Consider the following 15,159-nt stretch of genomic DNA (forward strand, 5'->3'; position numbering starts at 1 on the left):
ATGGCTTCCGCCCACCACCCTCAGCCGGTGATGCCGATCTGCCAGGGGGCGAATTCATGCCGCCCGACGCCGAGGTCCTCGCTCTTGGTCTTCTCGCCGGAGGCGACGCGCAGGATGTGCTCGAAGATCGCCTGACCCATCTCCTGCAGGCTCTTGGTGCCGTCCAGCACCTCGCCGCAATTGATGTCCATGTCCTCCTCCAGCCGGCGGAACATCGGCGTGTTGGTGGCCAGCTTCACCGAAGGCGCCGGGCGGCAGCCGAACATCGAGCCGCGGCCGGTGGTGAAGCAGATCACGTTGGCGCCGCCCGCCACCTGCCCGGTGGCCGAGACGGGGTCGAAGCCCGGGCTGTCCATGAACACGAAGCCAGGCTTGGTCACCGGCTCGGCGTATTTGTACACCTCGACCAGCGGCCCGGTGCCGCCCTTCATGGAGGAGCCGAGCGACTTCTCGAAGATGTTGGCCAGCCCGCCGGCCTGGTTGCCGGGGCTGACCACGCCGTTGATCTGGGTGTCGCGGCCGGCGGCGTATTCGTCCTTCCACCAGCGGATGCGCTCGATCAGCTTCTCGCCGACTTCCTGGCTGGCGGCACGGCGGGTCAGCGTGTGCTCGACGCCGTAGATCTCCGGCGTTTCGGACAGGATGGCGGTGCCGCCATGCCGGGTCAGGATGTCCATCGCATGGCCCAGCGCCGGGTTGGCCGTGATCGAGGAGAACCCGTCCGAGCCGCCGCATTGCAGCCCCACCATGATGTGGCTGGCCGGCACGGTCTGCCGCGTGACCTGGTTGGCCTCGGCCAGCATCTCGCGCACCACGGCGACGCCGGCATCGATGCTTTTCCGCGTGCCGCCGGTGTCCTGCATGGTGAAATGGCGCAGCTTCGGCCCGGCAGACAGCCCGTGCTCCTGCATCAGCCCGGTGATCTGGTTGCGCTCGCAGCCCAGGCCGATCACCAGCACGGCGGCGACGTTGGGATGGCGGATATAGCCGGCCAGCGTCCGGCGCAGCAGCTGCATCGGCTCGCCCGACAACTCCATGCCGCAGCCGGTGCTGTGGGTGAAGGCGGCGACGCCATCCACATTGGGGAACTCGGCCAGCCGCTCGGCGGTGAAATGGTCGGCGATGTTCTGCACCACCGTGGCCGAGCAGTTCACCGTGGCGAGGATGGCGATGAAATTGCGCGTGCCGACGCGGCCATCCTCCCGCACGATGCCCTGGAAGGTGGCGCGCTCGGCCTCGGGCACCATCTGCAACGGCTCGTAATCGGCGCCAATGGCGTAGTCGCGGTCGAATTCGGTGAAGGCGATGTTGTGGCCGTGCAGCATGGTGCCGGCCGGCATGTCGTCCGCGGCGAAGCCGATGGTGACGTTGTACTTCAGGATCGGCTCGCCACGGCGCAGGTGCCGCGTGGCGATCTTGTAGCCGGCCTGCACCGCTTCCCGCGCCACGATGTTCTCGCCGGGAATGGAGGTGCCGGGCTCCACGGGCACGCGCGCCACCACCACGTTGTCGTTCGGGTGCAGGCGGATCACCGGGCCGTTCAGGCGCTTGGCCGCGAGGTCGATCATGGACATGGGCAGGACGTCCTCTGTTCTTGCTTGTTCGATACGCCGGGGCCCGTGCCCCGGCGGTTGTTCGGGTCAGGCGGCCAGCGGCGCCGGCAGTTCCACCGCATAGTGCGCGGCGATCGGTTGCAGCGCTTCCAGGATGCCGGGCGCCAGCTCGACGCCCCCGGCCAGCGCCGCCTCGCGCAGCTTCAGCCCCTTCTGGCCGGGCAGCCGCACCGGCGGCAGGCCCGGCCGCGGCGCGGCGGCGCGGCAGGCGGCGGCGGTGTGGCCGGTCTGCCGGGTGAAGGCGCCGAGGCCGGCGAAGGCATCCGGATCGATCACCTGCAGGAACACCCCGGCCATCATGCCGGCGGCATCGCCATCGGCGCGGCCATAGCCGGGCAGGCCCTGCGTCAGCGCCTCGGTCACCAGCGCCCAGCCATAGCCCTTCTGCCCGTGATCCAGCCCGCCGGCCGGCAGGATGGTGCCACCCTGCTTGATGGCGTTCGGGTCGTCGGTCGGGTTGCCCTCGGCATCCAGCAGCCACTTCTCGGGGAAACGCTCGCCGCGGCCGGCCAGCCGCAGGCTCATGTTGTTGGTGGTGATGGAGGCGCTGATGTCGGTCACCACCGGCGCCTCATCCGTGGGGTAGCCGGCGGCGAAGGGGTTCGGCGAATACACGCCCTGCTTCGCGCCGAACGGCGCCACGCTGGCGGTGCCGGGGGCCGAGGAATACAGCAGGCACATCAGGCCGCGCTCGGCGGCCCGCGCCGGGTACACCGCCAGGCAGCCGATATGCTGCGACCGCGCGATGGCGACCGAGCAGGTGCCGTATTGCTTCGCCCGCTCGGTGGCGAGGTCCAGCGCCTTCATGGTCAGCCAGCCGCCCGGCAGGGCGCGCCCGTCCCAGGTGATGGCGGCGCCGCGGTCGGACAGCACCTCGGGCTCGCCGTCCTTGCGCATCCGGCCGGCGGTGATCTCGTCCATGTATTTCGGCATCAGCCCGAGGCCGTGAGTGACGTGCCCCATCAGGTCGGACTCCACCAGCACCTCGGCCATGACCCTGGCTTTGCCGGCCTCCACCCCGGCGGCGGCGAAGATGCCGGCGGCGGCCGTGGTCAGCGCGGAGGCCTCGAAGCGCGGCGCCCCGCTCATGCCCGCGCTCCACCCCGGGCACGGTTCAACAGATGCTGCATCCTGGACCCCTGATCCTGTTTCATCCCACTCATCGGATGATCGCACGGGGTGCGGGGAGCCGCAACGCGGAGCAGGCTCGCGGCTCAGTCATGAGAGCTCTCGCCATCGCGGTTCTGGTCAGGGTGGGCGTCGTGCCGGGCACGGCTGTCGGCGGGCGCCTCCGCCCGCTCTTCCAGCCCGTAGTCGCGCAGCACGGCGGCGACGCGGAGGCGGTAGAAGGACAGCACGCCGCCACGTCCCTCCGCCTGGGCTTCGCGGTGATGGATGCGGTTGCGCCAGCCCGCCACCGCCGCCTCGTCGCGCCAGAAGGACAGCGACAGCAGCTTGTCCGGATCGGACAGGCTGCGGAACCGCTCGATGGAGATGAAGCCGTCCAGCTCGTCCAGCTCCGGCCGCAGCGCCGCCGCGAGATCGAGGTAGCGGCTTTCCCGCCCCGGCGCCGGCTTCAGCTCAAAGATCACCGCGATCATCGATGCACTCCCCATGCGGCGCCGAGGCCAAGCTCAGGAACAGCCGGTCCTCGCGCCGGATAAAGCCTTCGCGCCGGGCAAAGGCGTCATTCTGCCGCCCCAGCGGATCCTGCCACAGCCTGGCACGGCATTCCTCATACGCGGCGAGGCTGGGCAGGGAATACACCCCGCAGGCCGTGGTCGCCGAGCCCTCATGCGGCGCGAAGTAGCCGATGAGGTCGGCGCCGCAGCGCGGAATGGCCTGTTTCCAGTTGCGGGCATAGGTCTCGAAATCGGCGACGCGGCGCGGACGATGCGGTCGCGGATAAAGCAGGTGATCATGGCAACAGCCCTGCGGGGAAGGGCCGAGCCGTATCACCGCCCGCCGCGGCGATGCTTCGGCGCCGGCCGAAGCGTCAGCCGAACACCTCCGCCCAGGCCGATTTCAGGGCCGAATCCACCTCCTCCATGCTGGGCGTCAGGCCCAGCGCCCAGAGGCTGGTGACGCCATGCTGCCGGATGCCGCAGGGAATGATGCCGGCGAAATGCGCCAGGTCCGGCTCCACGTTCAGCGCGATGCCGTGCCAGCTGACCCAGCGGGTGACGCGCACGCCAATGGCGGCGATCTTGTTTTCCCGCCCGCCGCCCTCGTCGACCCAGATGCCGACCCGCCCTTCGCGCCGCTCGCCGCGCACGTTGAAGCGATCCAGCGCGCGGATGATCCATTCCTCCAGCCCGTGCACGAAGGCGCGGATGTCGCGCGCCGGCACCGTGCCGTGCGGCCGGTCGAGGTCCAGCATCACATAGGCGGTGCGCTGCCCCGGGCCGTGATAGGTCCATTGCCCGCCGCGCCCGGCCTGAAACACCGGAAAGCGCGGGTCCACCAGCCCCTCCGGCGTGGAGGAGGTGCCGGCGGTGTAGGTCGGCGGGTGCTCCACCAGCCAGATCCGCTCCGGCGCCCCTTCGGCGCGGATGGCGGCGGCGTGGGCGCGCATCTGCTCCAGCGCCGCCGGGTAATCGGTGAGGCCCTCGGCCACCCGCCACTCGGGGGATGGGGGAGAAATATCGGCCCCGGTCGCGGTGGAGGGAGTTGTTGTTTCCGTGATCATCGGCTATACGCCCGGCCCTGCCTGTTACTGACCTGTGCGGCCATGGCGGAATGGTAGACGCGCCAGCTTGAGGTGCTGGTGGGGGCAACCCCGTGGAAGTTCGAATCTTCTTGGCCGCATATATCCCCTAATCGCCCCGCTTGCCACCCGGTCCCAGGTCCCTTGCGGCCCGTTGCCGGCTCCGTCATCGTCCGGGGCTGGAGGTGCCTGATGGACGAGGATTTTCGCAAGGCCGCGCTGGACTACCACCGGCTCCCCCGCCCGGGAAAGCTGAGTGTCGAGGCCACCAAGCGCATGGCGACGCAGCGCGACCTCGCCCTGGCCTATTCGCCCGGCGTCGCCGCTGCCTGCGAAGCCATCGTCGCCGATCCGCAATGCGCCTATGAGATGACCGCCCGCGGCAACATGGTCGCGGTGATCACCAACGGCACCGCCGTGCTCGGCCTCGGCGCCATCGGCGCGCTGGCCTCGAAGCCGGTGATGGAAGGCAAGGCGGTCCTCTTCAAGAAGTTCGCCGGCATCGATTCCATCGACCTGGAGGTCGAGGAGCGCGACCCGCAGAAATTCATCGACGCGGTGGCGGTGCTGGAGCCCTCCTTCGGCGCCATCAACCTCGAGGACATCAAGGCGCCCGAGTGCTTCGTCATCGAGCAGACGCTGCGCGAGCGCATGAAGATCCCGGTCTTCCATGACGACCAGCACGGCACCGCCATCATCGTCGCCGCCGCCGTGCGCAACGGGCTGCTGCTGCAGGGCAAGAGCCTCGCCGAGGTCAAGATCGTCACTTCCGGCGGCGGCGCCGCGGCCCTGGCCTGCCTCGACCTGCTGGTGGCGATGGGCGCGAGCCGCGAGAACATCACCGTCACCGACATCAAGGGCGTGGTGTATGTCGGCCGCCCCGAGCTGATGGACCCCTACAAGGACCGCTACGCCCGCGACACGGCGGAACGCACCCTGGAGGACGCTCTGCCCGGCGCCGACGTGTTCCTGGGCCTCTCCGCCCCGCGCGTGCTGCGCCCCGAATGGCTGCCCAAGCTGGCGCCGCGCCCCCTGGTGCTGGCGCTGGCCAATCCGGAGCCGGAGATCCTGCCCGAGGCGGTGCGCGCCGTGCGCCCCGACGCCATCGTGGCGACCGGCCGCTCGGATTATCCGAACCAGGTCAACAACGTCCTCTGCTTTCCGTTCATCTTCCGCGGCGCGCTGGATGCCGGCGCCACCACCATCAACGAGGCGATGAAGGTGGCCGCCGTGGAGGCGATCGCCCGCCTCGCCCGCATCGAGGCGTCGGAGGTGGTGGCCGCGGCCTATGGCGGCTCCGCGCCGGTGTTCGGCCCCGACTACATCATCCCCAAGCCCTTCGATCCGCGCCTCATCCTGGAGATCGCGCCGGCCGTGGCGCGCGCGGCGATGGACAGCGGCGTGGCGATGCGCCCGATCGCCGATTTCGCGACCTACAAGGAAACACTGGAGCGCTTCGTCTACCGCTCCGGCGACCTGATGCGGCCGGTGATCTTCGCCGCCCGCAAGCAGCCGAAGCGCATCGCCTATTCGGAGGGCGAGGATGAGCGCGTGCTGCGCGCCGTGCAGACCGTGCTGGATGACGGCCTGGCCGAGCCGGTGCTGGTCGGCCGCCGCGCCGTGATCGAGGCCAAGGTGCAAGCCATGGGCCTGCGCATGGACCTGTCCGAAAGCGTGCGCGTGCTCGACCCGTCGCAGGATGACGCGGTGTTCGGGCCGCTGGTCGAGGTGTACCGCGCCAAGGTGGCCCGCCGTGGCGTGCCCGCCGACAGCTGCGAACGCGTGGTGCGCACCCGCCCCGCGACGGCCACCGCCCTGCTGCTGGAAACCGGGCAGGTGGATGCCGCGCTGGTCGGCGGCCAGGGCGAATGGATGCGGCAATGGCACCAGGCCTATGACGTGATCGGCAAGCGCGACGACGTCAGCCGCGTCTACGCCATGACCGGCGTGATCCTGCCGGCCGGCACGCTGTTCTTCGTCGACACCCACCTGCTGGTGGAGCCCACGGCGGAGCAGGTGGCGGAGATGACGCTGCTCGCCGCCGAGCAGGTGCGCGCCTTCGGCCTGCATCCCAAGGCGGCGCTGCTGTCGCATTCCTCCTTCGGCGCCAGCAACGCCCCCTCGGCCCGCAAGATGCGCGAAGCGCTGGCGCTGATCAAAGCCCAGTCGCCCGAGCTGGAGGTGGATGGCGAGATGCACGCCGACGCGGCGCTGGTGCAGGCGATCCGCGAGAAGGCGGTGAGCGACAGCCCGCTGACCGAGGCCGCCAACCTGCTGGTGCTGCCCAACCTGGATTCCGCCAACATCGCCTACAACCTGGTCAAGGCGGCGGCGGACGGGCTGCAGATCGGGCCGGTGCTGCTCGGCATGCGCAAGCCGGTACATGTGCTGGTGCCCTCCGTCACCGCGCGCGGCATCGCCAACCTGACGGCGGTGGCCACCACCCAGGCCTGAGAAGCCCGCGCGGACAACCGCCGCCGGCCGGCGGAATGATCCTGGGGCGGAGGCCCGCCTTCTCCGCCCCCGGCCGCCGGTTTCCCCCGGCGCGGTGCTTTGGCGGAGCCCGTCCCTGGCCTTTGCCGGATCCTGCCCCTGGCAGCCCCGGCCCGGCCACGCCATGTTGGCGGCATGGCCCAGCTTCCCGCCCGTCCCGCTTCCGGCGCCGTGGCCGCCTTCCTGCAGCAGGTGGAAACCCTGCCGGCGGTGCATGCCGGCACGCGGCGGCAGGCGCGGCTGGTGTTCGCCATCGACGCCACCGCCAGCCGGCAGCCCAGCTGGGACCGCGCCTGCCATCTCCAGGCCGAGATGTTCACCGCCGCCGCGGCGCATGGCGGCATAGCTGTCCAACTCGCCTATTACCGCGGCCATGGCGAATTCGCCGCCACGCCTTTTCTGACCGACGCGGCCGAGCTGGCGCGGCGCATGGGTGGCCTCGCCTGCCTGGGCGGCCGGACGCAGATCGGCCGTGTGCTGGCGCATGCGCTGCACGAAACCGCGCGGGAGCGGGTGGCGGCCCTGGTGTTCGTGGGCGACGCGGTGGAGGAACCGCCTGACCCGCTGTGCCATTCCGCCGGCGAGCTGGGGCTGCGCGGCACGCCCGTCTTCGCCTTCCAGGAAGGGCATGACGGCACCGCGCGGGAGGTGCTGCGGCAGGTGGCGAAGCTTTCGGGCGGCGCCCATCTGGCACTGGACGAGGGCAGCGCCGCCGCCCTGCGCGACCTGTTGCGGGCGGTGGCGGTGTATGCCGCGGGCGGCCATGCGGCGCTGGCCCGCCTGCCCGGTACGGCGGCGCGCGGCTTGCTGGCGCAGCTGCCCGCGCCGAAGCCCGGCTGAGCGCCGATGCCGTGGCTGCTGGGCATCCTGGGACTGGTGCTGCTGGTGGGCTTCGGCCTGCGCGGCTTTCTGCTGGCCAGCCCCGCCCAGGTGCGCCGCGCCGGGGTCTGGCTGCTGGCGGGGCTGGGCCTCGGGGTGTTCCTGGTGCTGCTGCTGACCGGCCGTGCCGCCCAGGCGATGCCGTTGCTGCTGGGGGTGGCACCGCTGGGCTGGCGGCTGTGGCGCCGCTGGCGCGATGCCGGGCGCTTCGCTGCCCCGGGCGGAGCGGAAAGCCGGGTGGAGACGGCGACGCTGGCGATGCGGCTCGACCATGCCAGCGGCCTGTTCTCGGGCCAGGTGAAGCGCGGGCGCTTCGCCGGCCGCGAGCTGGGCGAGCTGGACCTCCAGGATGCCCTGGCGCTGCTGGCCGAATGCCGCGCCGCCGACGCCGAGAGCGTGCCGCTGCTGGAAGCCTGGCTGGATCGGGGGCGGCCGAACTGGCGCGCCGCCGCGCCGCCCGGCGGAACCTCGGGGGCGGGGCCCGGCGGTTCGTCCGGCGAACCGTGGAACGGATCCTCCGACGCGGCGATGAGCCGCGCCGCCGCCCTGGAGTTGCTCGGCCTAGAGGACGGGGCCGGGGAAACCGAGATCCGGGCCGTCCATCGAAGGCTGATGGCGCAGGCGCATCCGGACCGCGGCGGCAACGCAAATGAAGCCGTACGGTTGAACGCGGCCCGTGATATACTTCTTTCGCGAAAGAGTTCGCCCCGCTGAGCACCGGCGAATTGCCGTTTGCCGGCGTGCATGGCAATTCTGGAGCCGCCGGCCTTACTTCTGCCGCGCGATTGCGTTCCCATGCGCGTATTGCCGACCCTAGTGTCTTCGGAGGACTAGCCGCGTGACCAAACCCCTGAAGAAAGCCGTTCTTCCCGTCGCCGGGCTGGGCACGCGCTTTCTGCCGGCCACCAAGGCACTGGCCAAGGAAATGCTGCCGGTGGTCGACAAGCCGCTGATCCAGTACGCCGTCGAGGAGGCGCGCGCCGCCGGCATCGATCAGTTCTGCTTCGTCACCGGCCGCGGCAAAACCGCGATCGTCGAGCATTTCGACGTCGCCTACGAGCTGGAGCGCACCCTGCAGGAGCGCGGCAAGCTCGACATCCTCGAGGACCTGCGCCGCCAGTCGCAGATGCCGGGCTCGATCACCACCGTGCGCCAGCAGGTTCCCATGGGCCTCGGCCACGCCATCTGGTGCGCCCGCTCCTTTATCGGCGACGATCCCTTCGCCATCCTGCTGCCGGACGACCTGATGCTGTGCAAGACCTCCTGCACGCAGCAGCTGGCCGACGCCTATCGCGAGACCGGCGGCAACGTCGTGGCGGTCGAGGAAGTGCCGATGGAGCGCGTCAACAAGTACGGCGTGCTGGACATCCAGGAAGACAAGGGCCGCCTGGTCTCGGTCAAGGGCCTGGTGGAGAAACCGAAGCCGGAGGACGCGCCCTCCAACCTCACCGTGATCGGCCGCTACGTGCTGATGCCGGAAGTGTTGCAGCACCTGTCGAAGATGGAGAAGGGCGCCGGCGGCGAGGTCCAGCTCACCGACGCGATGGCCAAGCTGATCGGCAGCCAGCCCTTCCACGGCCTGCGCTACGAGGGCCGGCGCTTCGATTGCGGCGACAAGGTCGGCTTCCTGGAGGCGCAGATCGCCTTTGCGCTGCAGCGGCCGGACATCGCCCAGGCCGTGCACGACTTCCTGCCGAAATACGTCTGAGGCCGCACGGTGCGGATTGCCATGATCGGGGCCGGCTATGTCGGCCTCGTCTCCGGAGCTTGCTTTGCTGAGTTCGGCGTCGATGTATGCATCGTCGACACCGATGCCGACAAGGTCGAGGCGCTGCGCCAGGGCCGCATCCCGATCTACGAGCCGGGCCTCGACCGGCTGGTGGCGGAGAATGCCGGGGATGGCCGGCTGAGCTTCACCACCGACCTGCAGGAAGCGCTGCACGGCGCCGAGGCGGTGTTCCTGGCGGTCGGCACCCCGACCCGCCGCGGCGACGGCCATGCCGACCTGACCTACGTCTTCGCCGCGGCCGAGCAGGTGGCGCGCGCCGCCGAGGGCCCGCTGGTGCTGGTGACCAAGTCCACCGTGCCGGTCGGCACCGGCCGCAAGGTGGAGGCCATCGTCCGCGAGGCGCGGCCGGACCTCGAGATCGATGTCGCCTCCAACCCGGAATTCCTGCGCGAGGGCAACGCGATCGGCGACTTCATGCGGCCGGACCGCGTGGTGATCGGCGTCGAGAGCGAGCGCGCGGCCAAGGTGCTGAAGCGTCTCTATCGCCCGCTCTACCTGATCGAGACGCCGGTGGTGCAGACCTCGATCGAGACGGCCGAGCTGATCAAATACGCCGCCAACGCCTTTCTCGCGGTGAAGATCACCTTCATCAACCAGATGGCCGATATCTGCGAGAAGGCCGGCGCCAACGTCCACGACGTGGCGCGCGGCATGGGGCTCGATGGCCGCATCGGCCGCAAATTCCTCCATGCCGGGCCGGGCTATGGCGGCTCCTGCTTCCCGAAGGATACGCTGGCGCTCGCCCGCACAGCGCAGGAGCTGGGCGCCCCGGCCACCATCGTCGAGCAGACCATCGCCGCCAACGAGGCGCGCAAGGCGCAGATGGCCGAGCGCATCATCGCCGCCTGCGGCGGCGACGTGCGGGGCAAGCGCATCGCGGTGCTGGGCGTCACCTTCAAGCCGGAAACGGACGACATGCGCGACGCGCCGTCGCTGGTGATCCTGCCGGCGCTGGTGGCGGCCGGGGCCTCCGTCACCGCCTATGACCCGCAGCCGGCCCATGCCCGGCAGGCGCTGCCCGCCGCCGTGGAGTTCGCGGCCTCGGCCATGGGCGCGGCGCGCGGCGCGGACGCCCTGGTGGTGCTGACGGAATGGAACGAGTTCCGCGCCATCGCCCCGCGCAAGCTCAAGGCCGCCATGGGCGGCCGCGTCATCTGCGACCTCCGCAACGTCTGGGACCCGGTCGCCATGCGCGAGGCCGGGCTCGATTATTCCTCCATCGGCCGTCCGTAAAAGGTGAACCCCCGATGACCGCCTTCACCCATCAGTTCCACCCCACCTCGCTGCGCGAATACGACATCCGCGGCATCATCGGCCAGACCCTGTCGGGCAAGGACGCCTTCGCCATCGGCCGCTGCTTCGGCAGCATCGTGGCGCGGGAGGGCGGCAAGAAGGTCGCCGTCGGCTATGACGGCCGCCTGTCCTCCCCCGAGCTCGAGGGGCAGCTCGTCGCCGGCCTCGTCGCCTGCGGCCTGGAGGTCGCGCGCATCGGCTGCGGCCCGACGCCGATGCTGTACTTCGCCTCCTACGAGCTGAAGGCGGACGGCGCCGTGATGGTCACCGGCAGCCACAACCCGCCGAACTACAACGGTTTCAAGATGATGCTGGGCAAGAAGCCGTTCTTCGGCGCGCAGATCCAGCAGATCGGCCAGATGGCCGCCGGTGGAGACGTGGTAGCCGAGGCATCCGGCTCCTCGACGCAGATCGACGTGTCGGACGCCTATGTCGCCCGCCTGCTGAAGGATTACGACGGCGGCGACCGCGCGCTGAAGGTGGTGTGGGATCCGGGCAACGGCTCCGGCGCCGCCATCACCCAGCGCCTCGCCGCCAAGCTGCCGGGCGAGCACATCGTCATCAATGGCGAGATCGACGGCAATTTCCCGAACCACCATCCCGACCCCACGGTTCTGAAGAATCTGGAGCAGATCATCGCCAAGGTGCGCGAGACCGGGGCGGATCTCGGCATCGCCTTCGACGGCGATGCCGACCGCATCGGCGCGGTGGATGGCGAGGGCAACATGCTGTTCGGCGACCAGCTGCTGGTGGTGCTGGCGCGCGACGTGCTGAAGCAGCACCCGGGCGGCACCATCATCGCCGACGTCAAGGCATCCCAGGTGCTGTTTGACGAGGTGGCGAAAGCCGGCGGCACGCCGCTGATGTGGAAAACCGGCCACTCCCTGATCAAGGCCAAGATGGCCGAGACCAAGGCGCCGCTGGCCGGCGAGATGTCGGGCCACATCTTCTTCGCCGACAAATGGTACGGCTTCGACGACGCGCCCTACTCCGCCATCCGCCTGCTCGGCATCGTGGCGCGCGCCGGCGAGAGCCTGGCGCAGATGCGCGACGCGCTGCCCAAGGTGATCAACACCCCCGAGCTGCGCTTCGACTGCCCGGATGAGCGCAAGTTCGGCGTCATCCAGGAGGTGAAGGGTCGCCTCGCCACCTCCGGCGCCAATGTTCAGGACGTCGATGGCGTGCGCGTGCTGACCGAGGATGGCTGGTGGCTGCTGCGCGCGTCCAACACCCAGGCGGTGCTGGTGGCCCGTGCCGAGGCCAAGACCGAAGACGGGCTGGAGCGCCTGAAGGCGCTGCTGGCCGAGCAGCTGGAAGCCTCCGGCCTCGCCGCGCCGGATTTCTCCGGGGAGAATGCCGGGCACTGAGCCCGGCCTGACAGTTCGGCGCGCCGCCCGATGGCGGCGTGCCGCGCCGATCCTCCGGCGATGCCACGCCGCCATCGCCGGGTTCTCCCGGCCACCGCGCCGGTATGTCGCCGCGCCGGACTGCGCGGCACCTCCCCGCCGATCCTGATCCGTGCTGCCGGGATTACGCTTCTCCCTTAGCGTGCCACAAATCGGGAAGCGCCCGCCTGATTCCCTCCCGCGGGTGCCGTGCCGGCGCGATTCCCGCCCCGCCTGCGCGCGAGGAGCGGCCCTGGCGGGCCGGACGAAGCGCCGTGTAGCCTGCGCCGGTCAGAAGGGAGAGACCATCCATGACCGAGCAGGTGTCCGGGCGCTGCTTCTGCGGCGCGATACGGTATCGTTTCGACCACAAGCCGCTGGCGGTGCGCACCTGCTGGTGCCGCGACTGCCAGTACTTGGCCTGCGGCAACGCCTCGGTTGGCGCCTTCTTCCGCAGGGCCGGACTGACCCTGGAGGGGGAACCCGCGGCCTATGTCAGCCAAGCCGCCAGCGGCAACACCATGCGCCGCCGCTTCTGCGCCCGCTGCGGCACGCATCTGTTCAGCGAGGCCGAGGCCCGCCCCGACACCGTGGTGGTGCGCGTCGGCACGCTGGAGGACCGGGAGATCGGCGGCCCGTCCAGCATCATCTGGGCCGCCTCCGCCCCGGCCTGGGCCAAGCTCGACCCGGCCCTGCCCGTCTGCGAGGGCCAGCCGGCGACTCCTCCGGAGCCTCCGCCCGGCTGACCCCTCGGAGAACAGGTGGCCGCTCCCCACCAGGCACCAGGCTGTCGGCGCCGGGCTATTGCGGATGGATCAGCGGGTTGCGCCGCCAGCCACGCGGCTGGCGCTTCTTTTCCCGCAGAAAGGTGACGGCGCCGGCGGCGATGATGATGGCCACGCCCAGGATCATCGGCGCATCCAGGGTGTCGTGGAACACCCAATGGCCGAAGCCGAGCGCCCAGACCATCTGGCTGTATTGCGGCGGCGCCACCAGGCTGGCCGGCGCCAGGCCGGAGGCCAGCATCAGCAAGGCGTTGCCGGCCGCCACCAGCAGCCCGTAGCCGAGCAGAAAGACCCACTGCTCGGCGCTGGGCCAGGCGAAGTCCGGAACCATCATCGCGAGGCTGCCGAGCAGCGGCCCGATCAGCCCAGCGCCGTAAAGCGAGACCCGCTTCTCCCTGGCGCCCAGCGCGCGCAGCATCACGATAGTGACCGCCGAGGCCAGCGCCCCCACCAGCGCGCCGACATGGCCGGGATTGATCTCGCGGAAGCCGGGACGCAGCACCACCAGCACGCCGGCGAAGCCGAGTACCACCGCACCCCAGCGCCGCCAGCCAACCCGCTCCTTCAGGAACACCACCGACAGGATGGTGACAAAGGCGGGCAACAGGAACAACAGCGCGAAGGCCTCGGCCATCGGCAGCCAAGTGAAGGCCATGACGCTGCCGAGGCTCCCTGCCAGGGCCGCCGCCGCGCGCATCAGCCACAGCCGCCGGTCGGTGGCGGAGAACACGTCGCGGTAGCGCTCGCCGGGCCGGCGCACCAGGGGCAGGATCACGAAGCCCATCAGCGCGCCCCAGAAGACGATCTCATAGCTGTTCAGCGTGCCTTCCAGCAGCTTCACCGAGGCATCGCTGATGGCGAAAACGGCATAGGCAAGAAAGGCGAGCAGCACGCCCTTCAACACATCGGGTTCCATGCGGGTATCCAGAAAAGCGGCACGGCGGCAGCGGGCCTCCGCGAATCGGCATGGCCCTGCCGCGCGATCTAAAGCGCTTTCTCACGGCCAAGTTGAGGGTGATTCCGCACTGCACCCAAAACGCCATTTTTGCACCGCGGCACCCCGCGTCCTACCCTGCAGCGGTTTTCCTGTCGGAGCGTCCGCGCCATGCTGCAGCCACCCCCCGCCGAACCCGGCATGCGCGAGGAGGAGGTCGACACCCCCGCGCTGATCCTCGACCTCGACGCATTCGAGGCCAATCTGGATGCCATGGCAGGCTATCTGGCGCCCACCGGCACGCGGCTGCGGGCGCACGCCAAGACGCACAAGTCGCCGGTGGTGGCGCTGCAGCAGATCCGCCGCGGCGCCGTCGGGCAATGCGTGCAGAAGGTGGCCGAGGCCGAGGCGTTGGCCTGGGGCGGCGTGCCCGACATCCTGGTGTCCAACGAGGTGGTGGCGCCGCGCAAGCTGGCCCGGCTCTGCGCCCTGTCGCGCATCAGCCGCGTGGCCCTCTGCGCCGACCATTACGAGGCGGTGACCCTGGCCGAGCAGGCCGCCGAGGCCGCCGGCCTCCGCCTGTCCGTGCTGGTGGAGATCGATGTGGGCGCCGGCCGCTGCGGCGTGGCGCCGGGCCCCGAGGCGGTGGCGCTGGCCAGCCGGATCGCCGGCAGCCCGCATCTGCGCTTCGGCGGATTGCAGGCTTATCACGGCAGCGCCCAGCACATCCGGGCCTCGGAAGGCCGCGCCGCCGCCATCAGCCGCGCGGTGGAGCAGACCCGCCGCACCGTGGAGCAGCTGCGCCAGCAGGGGCTGTCCTGCGAAATCGTCGGCGGCGCCGGCACCGGCACCTTTCCCCTGGAAGCGGCCAGCGGCGTCTACAACGAGATCCAGGCCGGCTCCTACGCCTTCATGGATGCGGACTACGCCGCCAACGAGGCCGCGCCACCCTTCCGGCACGCGCTGTTCGTGCTGGCGCAGGTGATGAGCGTGCCGCGGCCGGAACTGGCCGTGGTGGATGCGGGGCACAAGGCGCTGCCCACCGATTCCGGCTTCGCAAGGCCGTGGCAGCGGCCGGGCCTCGCCTATGTCGGCGCCTCGGACGAGCACGGCACTTTGCGGGTCGCCGGCGGCGCGGCGCCGAAGCTGGGCGAGAAGCTGCGCCTGGTGCCCGGTCATTGCGATCCCACCATCGACCGCTACGACTGGTTCGTTGGCGTCCGCCAGGGGCGGGTGGAATGCCTGTGGCCGATCCTGGCACGCGGCATGATGCAGTGAAGG

General features: G+C 70.4%; 14 protein-coding genes and 1 tRNA gene. 9 read left to right on the forward strand and 6 right to left on the reverse strand.

Annotated elements, in window-relative coordinates; translation table 11 throughout:
• Positions 1 to 20: 20 nt before the first annotated feature.
• The 5 genes from D2K64_RS09020 to lipB form a co-directional block, all read right to left on the reverse strand.
• Positions 21 to 1,574, reverse strand: coding sequence for a UxaA family hydrolase (locus D2K64_RS09020; RefSeq protein WP_202910597.1), 1,554 nt, complete (start codon positions 1,572 to 1,574; stop codon positions 21 to 23).
• Between the two features lie 66 nt (positions 1,575 to 1,640).
• Positions 1,641 to 2,702, reverse strand: coding sequence for an Ldh family oxidoreductase (locus D2K64_RS09025; protein ID WP_120008005.1), 1,062 nt, complete (start codon positions 2,700 to 2,702; stop codon positions 1,641 to 1,643).
• A 125-nt stretch (positions 2,703 to 2,827) separates the two neighbouring features.
• Positions 2,828 to 3,214, reverse strand: a complete 387-nt coding sequence (locus tag D2K64_RS09030; protein WP_120008007.1) for an antibiotic biosynthesis monooxygenase family protein — start codon at positions 3,212 to 3,214, stop codon at positions 2,828 to 2,830.
• The gene (locus tag D2K64_RS09035) at positions 3,195 to 3,572 is read right to left on the reverse strand and encodes an NIPSNAP family protein (RefSeq protein ID WP_238384100.1); all 378 of its coding nucleotides are present in this window, start codon (positions 3,570 to 3,572) and stop codon (positions 3,195 to 3,197) included. Before D2K64_RS09035 ends, D2K64_RS09030 begins: the two co-directional genes overlap by 20 nt.
• Before the next feature lie 37 nt (positions 3,573 to 3,609).
• Positions 3,610 to 4,302 (reverse strand): lipoyl(octanoyl) transferase LipB, encoded by a 693-nt coding sequence (gene lipB, locus D2K64_RS09040; protein WP_120008009.1) that lies wholly within the window; start codon positions 4,300 to 4,302, stop codon positions 3,610 to 3,612.
• 36 nt (positions 4,303 to 4,338) lie between these two features.
• Here lipB and D2K64_RS09045 point away from each other — a divergent pair.
• The 8 genes from D2K64_RS09045 to D2K64_RS09080 all read left to right on the forward strand — a co-directional run bounded on the left by D2K64_RS09045 (position 4,339) and on the right by D2K64_RS09080 (position 12,905).
• Positions 4,339 to 4,421, forward strand: a tRNA-Leu gene (locus D2K64_RS09045).
• 91 nt (positions 4,422 to 4,512) lie between these two features.
• On the forward strand, positions 4,513 to 6,774 hold the full coding sequence (locus D2K64_RS09050; RefSeq protein ID WP_120008011.1) for an NADP-dependent malic enzyme: 2,262 nt from the start codon (positions 4,513 to 4,515) through the stop codon (positions 6,772 to 6,774).
• 174 nt (positions 6,775 to 6,948) lie between these two features.
• Positions 6,949 to 7,653 carry a vWA domain-containing protein gene (locus D2K64_RS09055; protein ID WP_120008013.1) on the forward strand — a complete coding sequence of 235 codons (705 nt, stop codon included), beginning with the start codon at positions 6,949 to 6,951 and terminating at the stop codon, positions 7,651 to 7,653.
• A 6-nt stretch (positions 7,654 to 7,659) separates the two neighbouring features.
• A complete protein-coding gene (locus D2K64_RS09060; protein ID WP_120008015.1) occupies positions 7,660 to 8,406 on the forward strand; it encodes a J domain-containing protein in 747 nt (248 codons plus the stop codon).
• A 124-nt stretch (positions 8,407 to 8,530) separates the two neighbouring features.
• Positions 8,531 to 9,400, forward strand: coding sequence for a UTP--glucose-1-phosphate uridylyltransferase GalU (gene galU, locus D2K64_RS09065; protein WP_120008017.1), 870 nt, complete (start codon positions 8,531 to 8,533; stop codon positions 9,398 to 9,400).
• A gap of 9 nt (positions 9,401 to 9,409) precedes the next feature.
• The gene (locus tag D2K64_RS09070; protein ID WP_120008019.1) at positions 9,410 to 10,714 is read left to right on the forward strand and encodes a UDP-glucose dehydrogenase family protein; all 1,305 of its coding nucleotides are present in this window, start codon (positions 9,410 to 9,412) and stop codon (positions 10,712 to 10,714) included.
• A gap of 14 nt (positions 10,715 to 10,728) precedes the next feature.
• On the forward strand, positions 10,729 to 12,141 hold the full coding sequence (pgmG, locus tag D2K64_RS09075; RefSeq protein ID WP_120008021.1) for a phosphoglucomutase/phosphomannomutase PgmG: 1,413 nt from the start codon (positions 10,729 to 10,731) through the stop codon (positions 12,139 to 12,141).
• A 329-nt stretch (positions 12,142 to 12,470) separates the two neighbouring features.
• Positions 12,471 to 12,905 (forward strand): GFA family protein, encoded by a 435-nt coding sequence (locus D2K64_RS09080; protein WP_120008023.1) that lies wholly within the window; start codon positions 12,471 to 12,473, stop codon positions 12,903 to 12,905.
• A 55-nt stretch (positions 12,906 to 12,960) separates the two neighbouring features.
• Here D2K64_RS09080 and D2K64_RS09085 read toward each other — a convergent pair whose 3' ends face one another.
• The gene (locus tag D2K64_RS09085; protein ID WP_202910598.1) at positions 12,961 to 13,860 is read right to left on the reverse strand and encodes a DMT family transporter; all 900 of its coding nucleotides are present in this window, start codon (positions 13,858 to 13,860) and stop codon (positions 12,961 to 12,963) included.
• Between the two features lie 189 nt (positions 13,861 to 14,049).
• Between D2K64_RS09085 and D2K64_RS09090 the strand changes: the two genes are divergently transcribed.
• Positions 14,050 to 15,156 (forward strand): DSD1 family PLP-dependent enzyme, encoded by a 1,107-nt coding sequence (locus D2K64_RS09090; protein WP_120008025.1) that lies wholly within the window; start codon positions 14,050 to 14,052, stop codon positions 15,154 to 15,156.
• Positions 15,157 to 15,159 lie beyond the last annotated feature (3 nt).

The sequence above is a fragment of the Teichococcus vastitatis genome, assembly GCF_003604215.1.
Classification (GTDB): domain Bacteria; phylum Pseudomonadota; class Alphaproteobacteria; order Acetobacterales; family Acetobacteraceae; genus Pseudoroseomonas; species Pseudoroseomonas vastitatis.

Coding starts and splice junctions, on each gene's coding strand:
- D2K64_RS09050 (WP_120008011.1), top strand. CDS start 4,513: ATGGACGAGGATTTTCGCAAGGCCGCGCTGGACTACCACCGGCTCCCC.
- D2K64_RS09060 (WP_120008015.1), top strand. CDS start 7,660: ATGCCGTGGCTGCTGGGCATCCTGGGACTGGTGCTGCTGGTGGGCTTC.
- D2K64_RS09025 (WP_120008005.1), bottom strand. CDS start 2,702: ATGAGCGGGGCGCCGCGCTTCGAGGCCTCCGCGCTGACCACGGCCGCC.
- D2K64_RS09080 (WP_120008023.1), top strand. CDS start 12,471: ATGACCGAGCAGGTGTCCGGGCGCTGCTTCTGCGGCGCGATACGGTAT.
- D2K64_RS09055 (WP_120008013.1), top strand. CDS start 6,949: ATGGCCCAGCTTCCCGCCCGTCCCGCTTCCGGCGCCGTGGCCGCCTTC.
- D2K64_RS09090 (WP_120008025.1), top strand. CDS start 14,050: ATGCTGCAGCCACCCCCCGCCGAACCCGGCATGCGCGAGGAGGAGGTC.
- D2K64_RS09030 (WP_120008007.1), bottom strand. CDS start 3,214: ATGATCGCGGTGATCTTTGAGCTGAAGCCGGCGCCGGGGCGGGAAAGC.
- D2K64_RS09020 (WP_202910597.1), bottom strand. CDS start 1,574: ATGTCCATGATCGACCTCGCGGCCAAGCGCCTGAACGGCCCGGTGATC.
- D2K64_RS09085 (WP_202910598.1), bottom strand. CDS start 13,860: ATGGAACCCGATGTGTTGAAGGGCGTGCTGCTCGCCTTTCTTGCCTAT.
- lipB (WP_120008009.1), bottom strand. CDS start 4,302: ATGATCACGGAAACAACAACTCCCTCCACCGCGACCGGGGCCGATATT.
- pgmG (WP_120008021.1), top strand. CDS start 10,729: ATGACCGCCTTCACCCATCAGTTCCACCCCACCTCGCTGCGCGAATAC.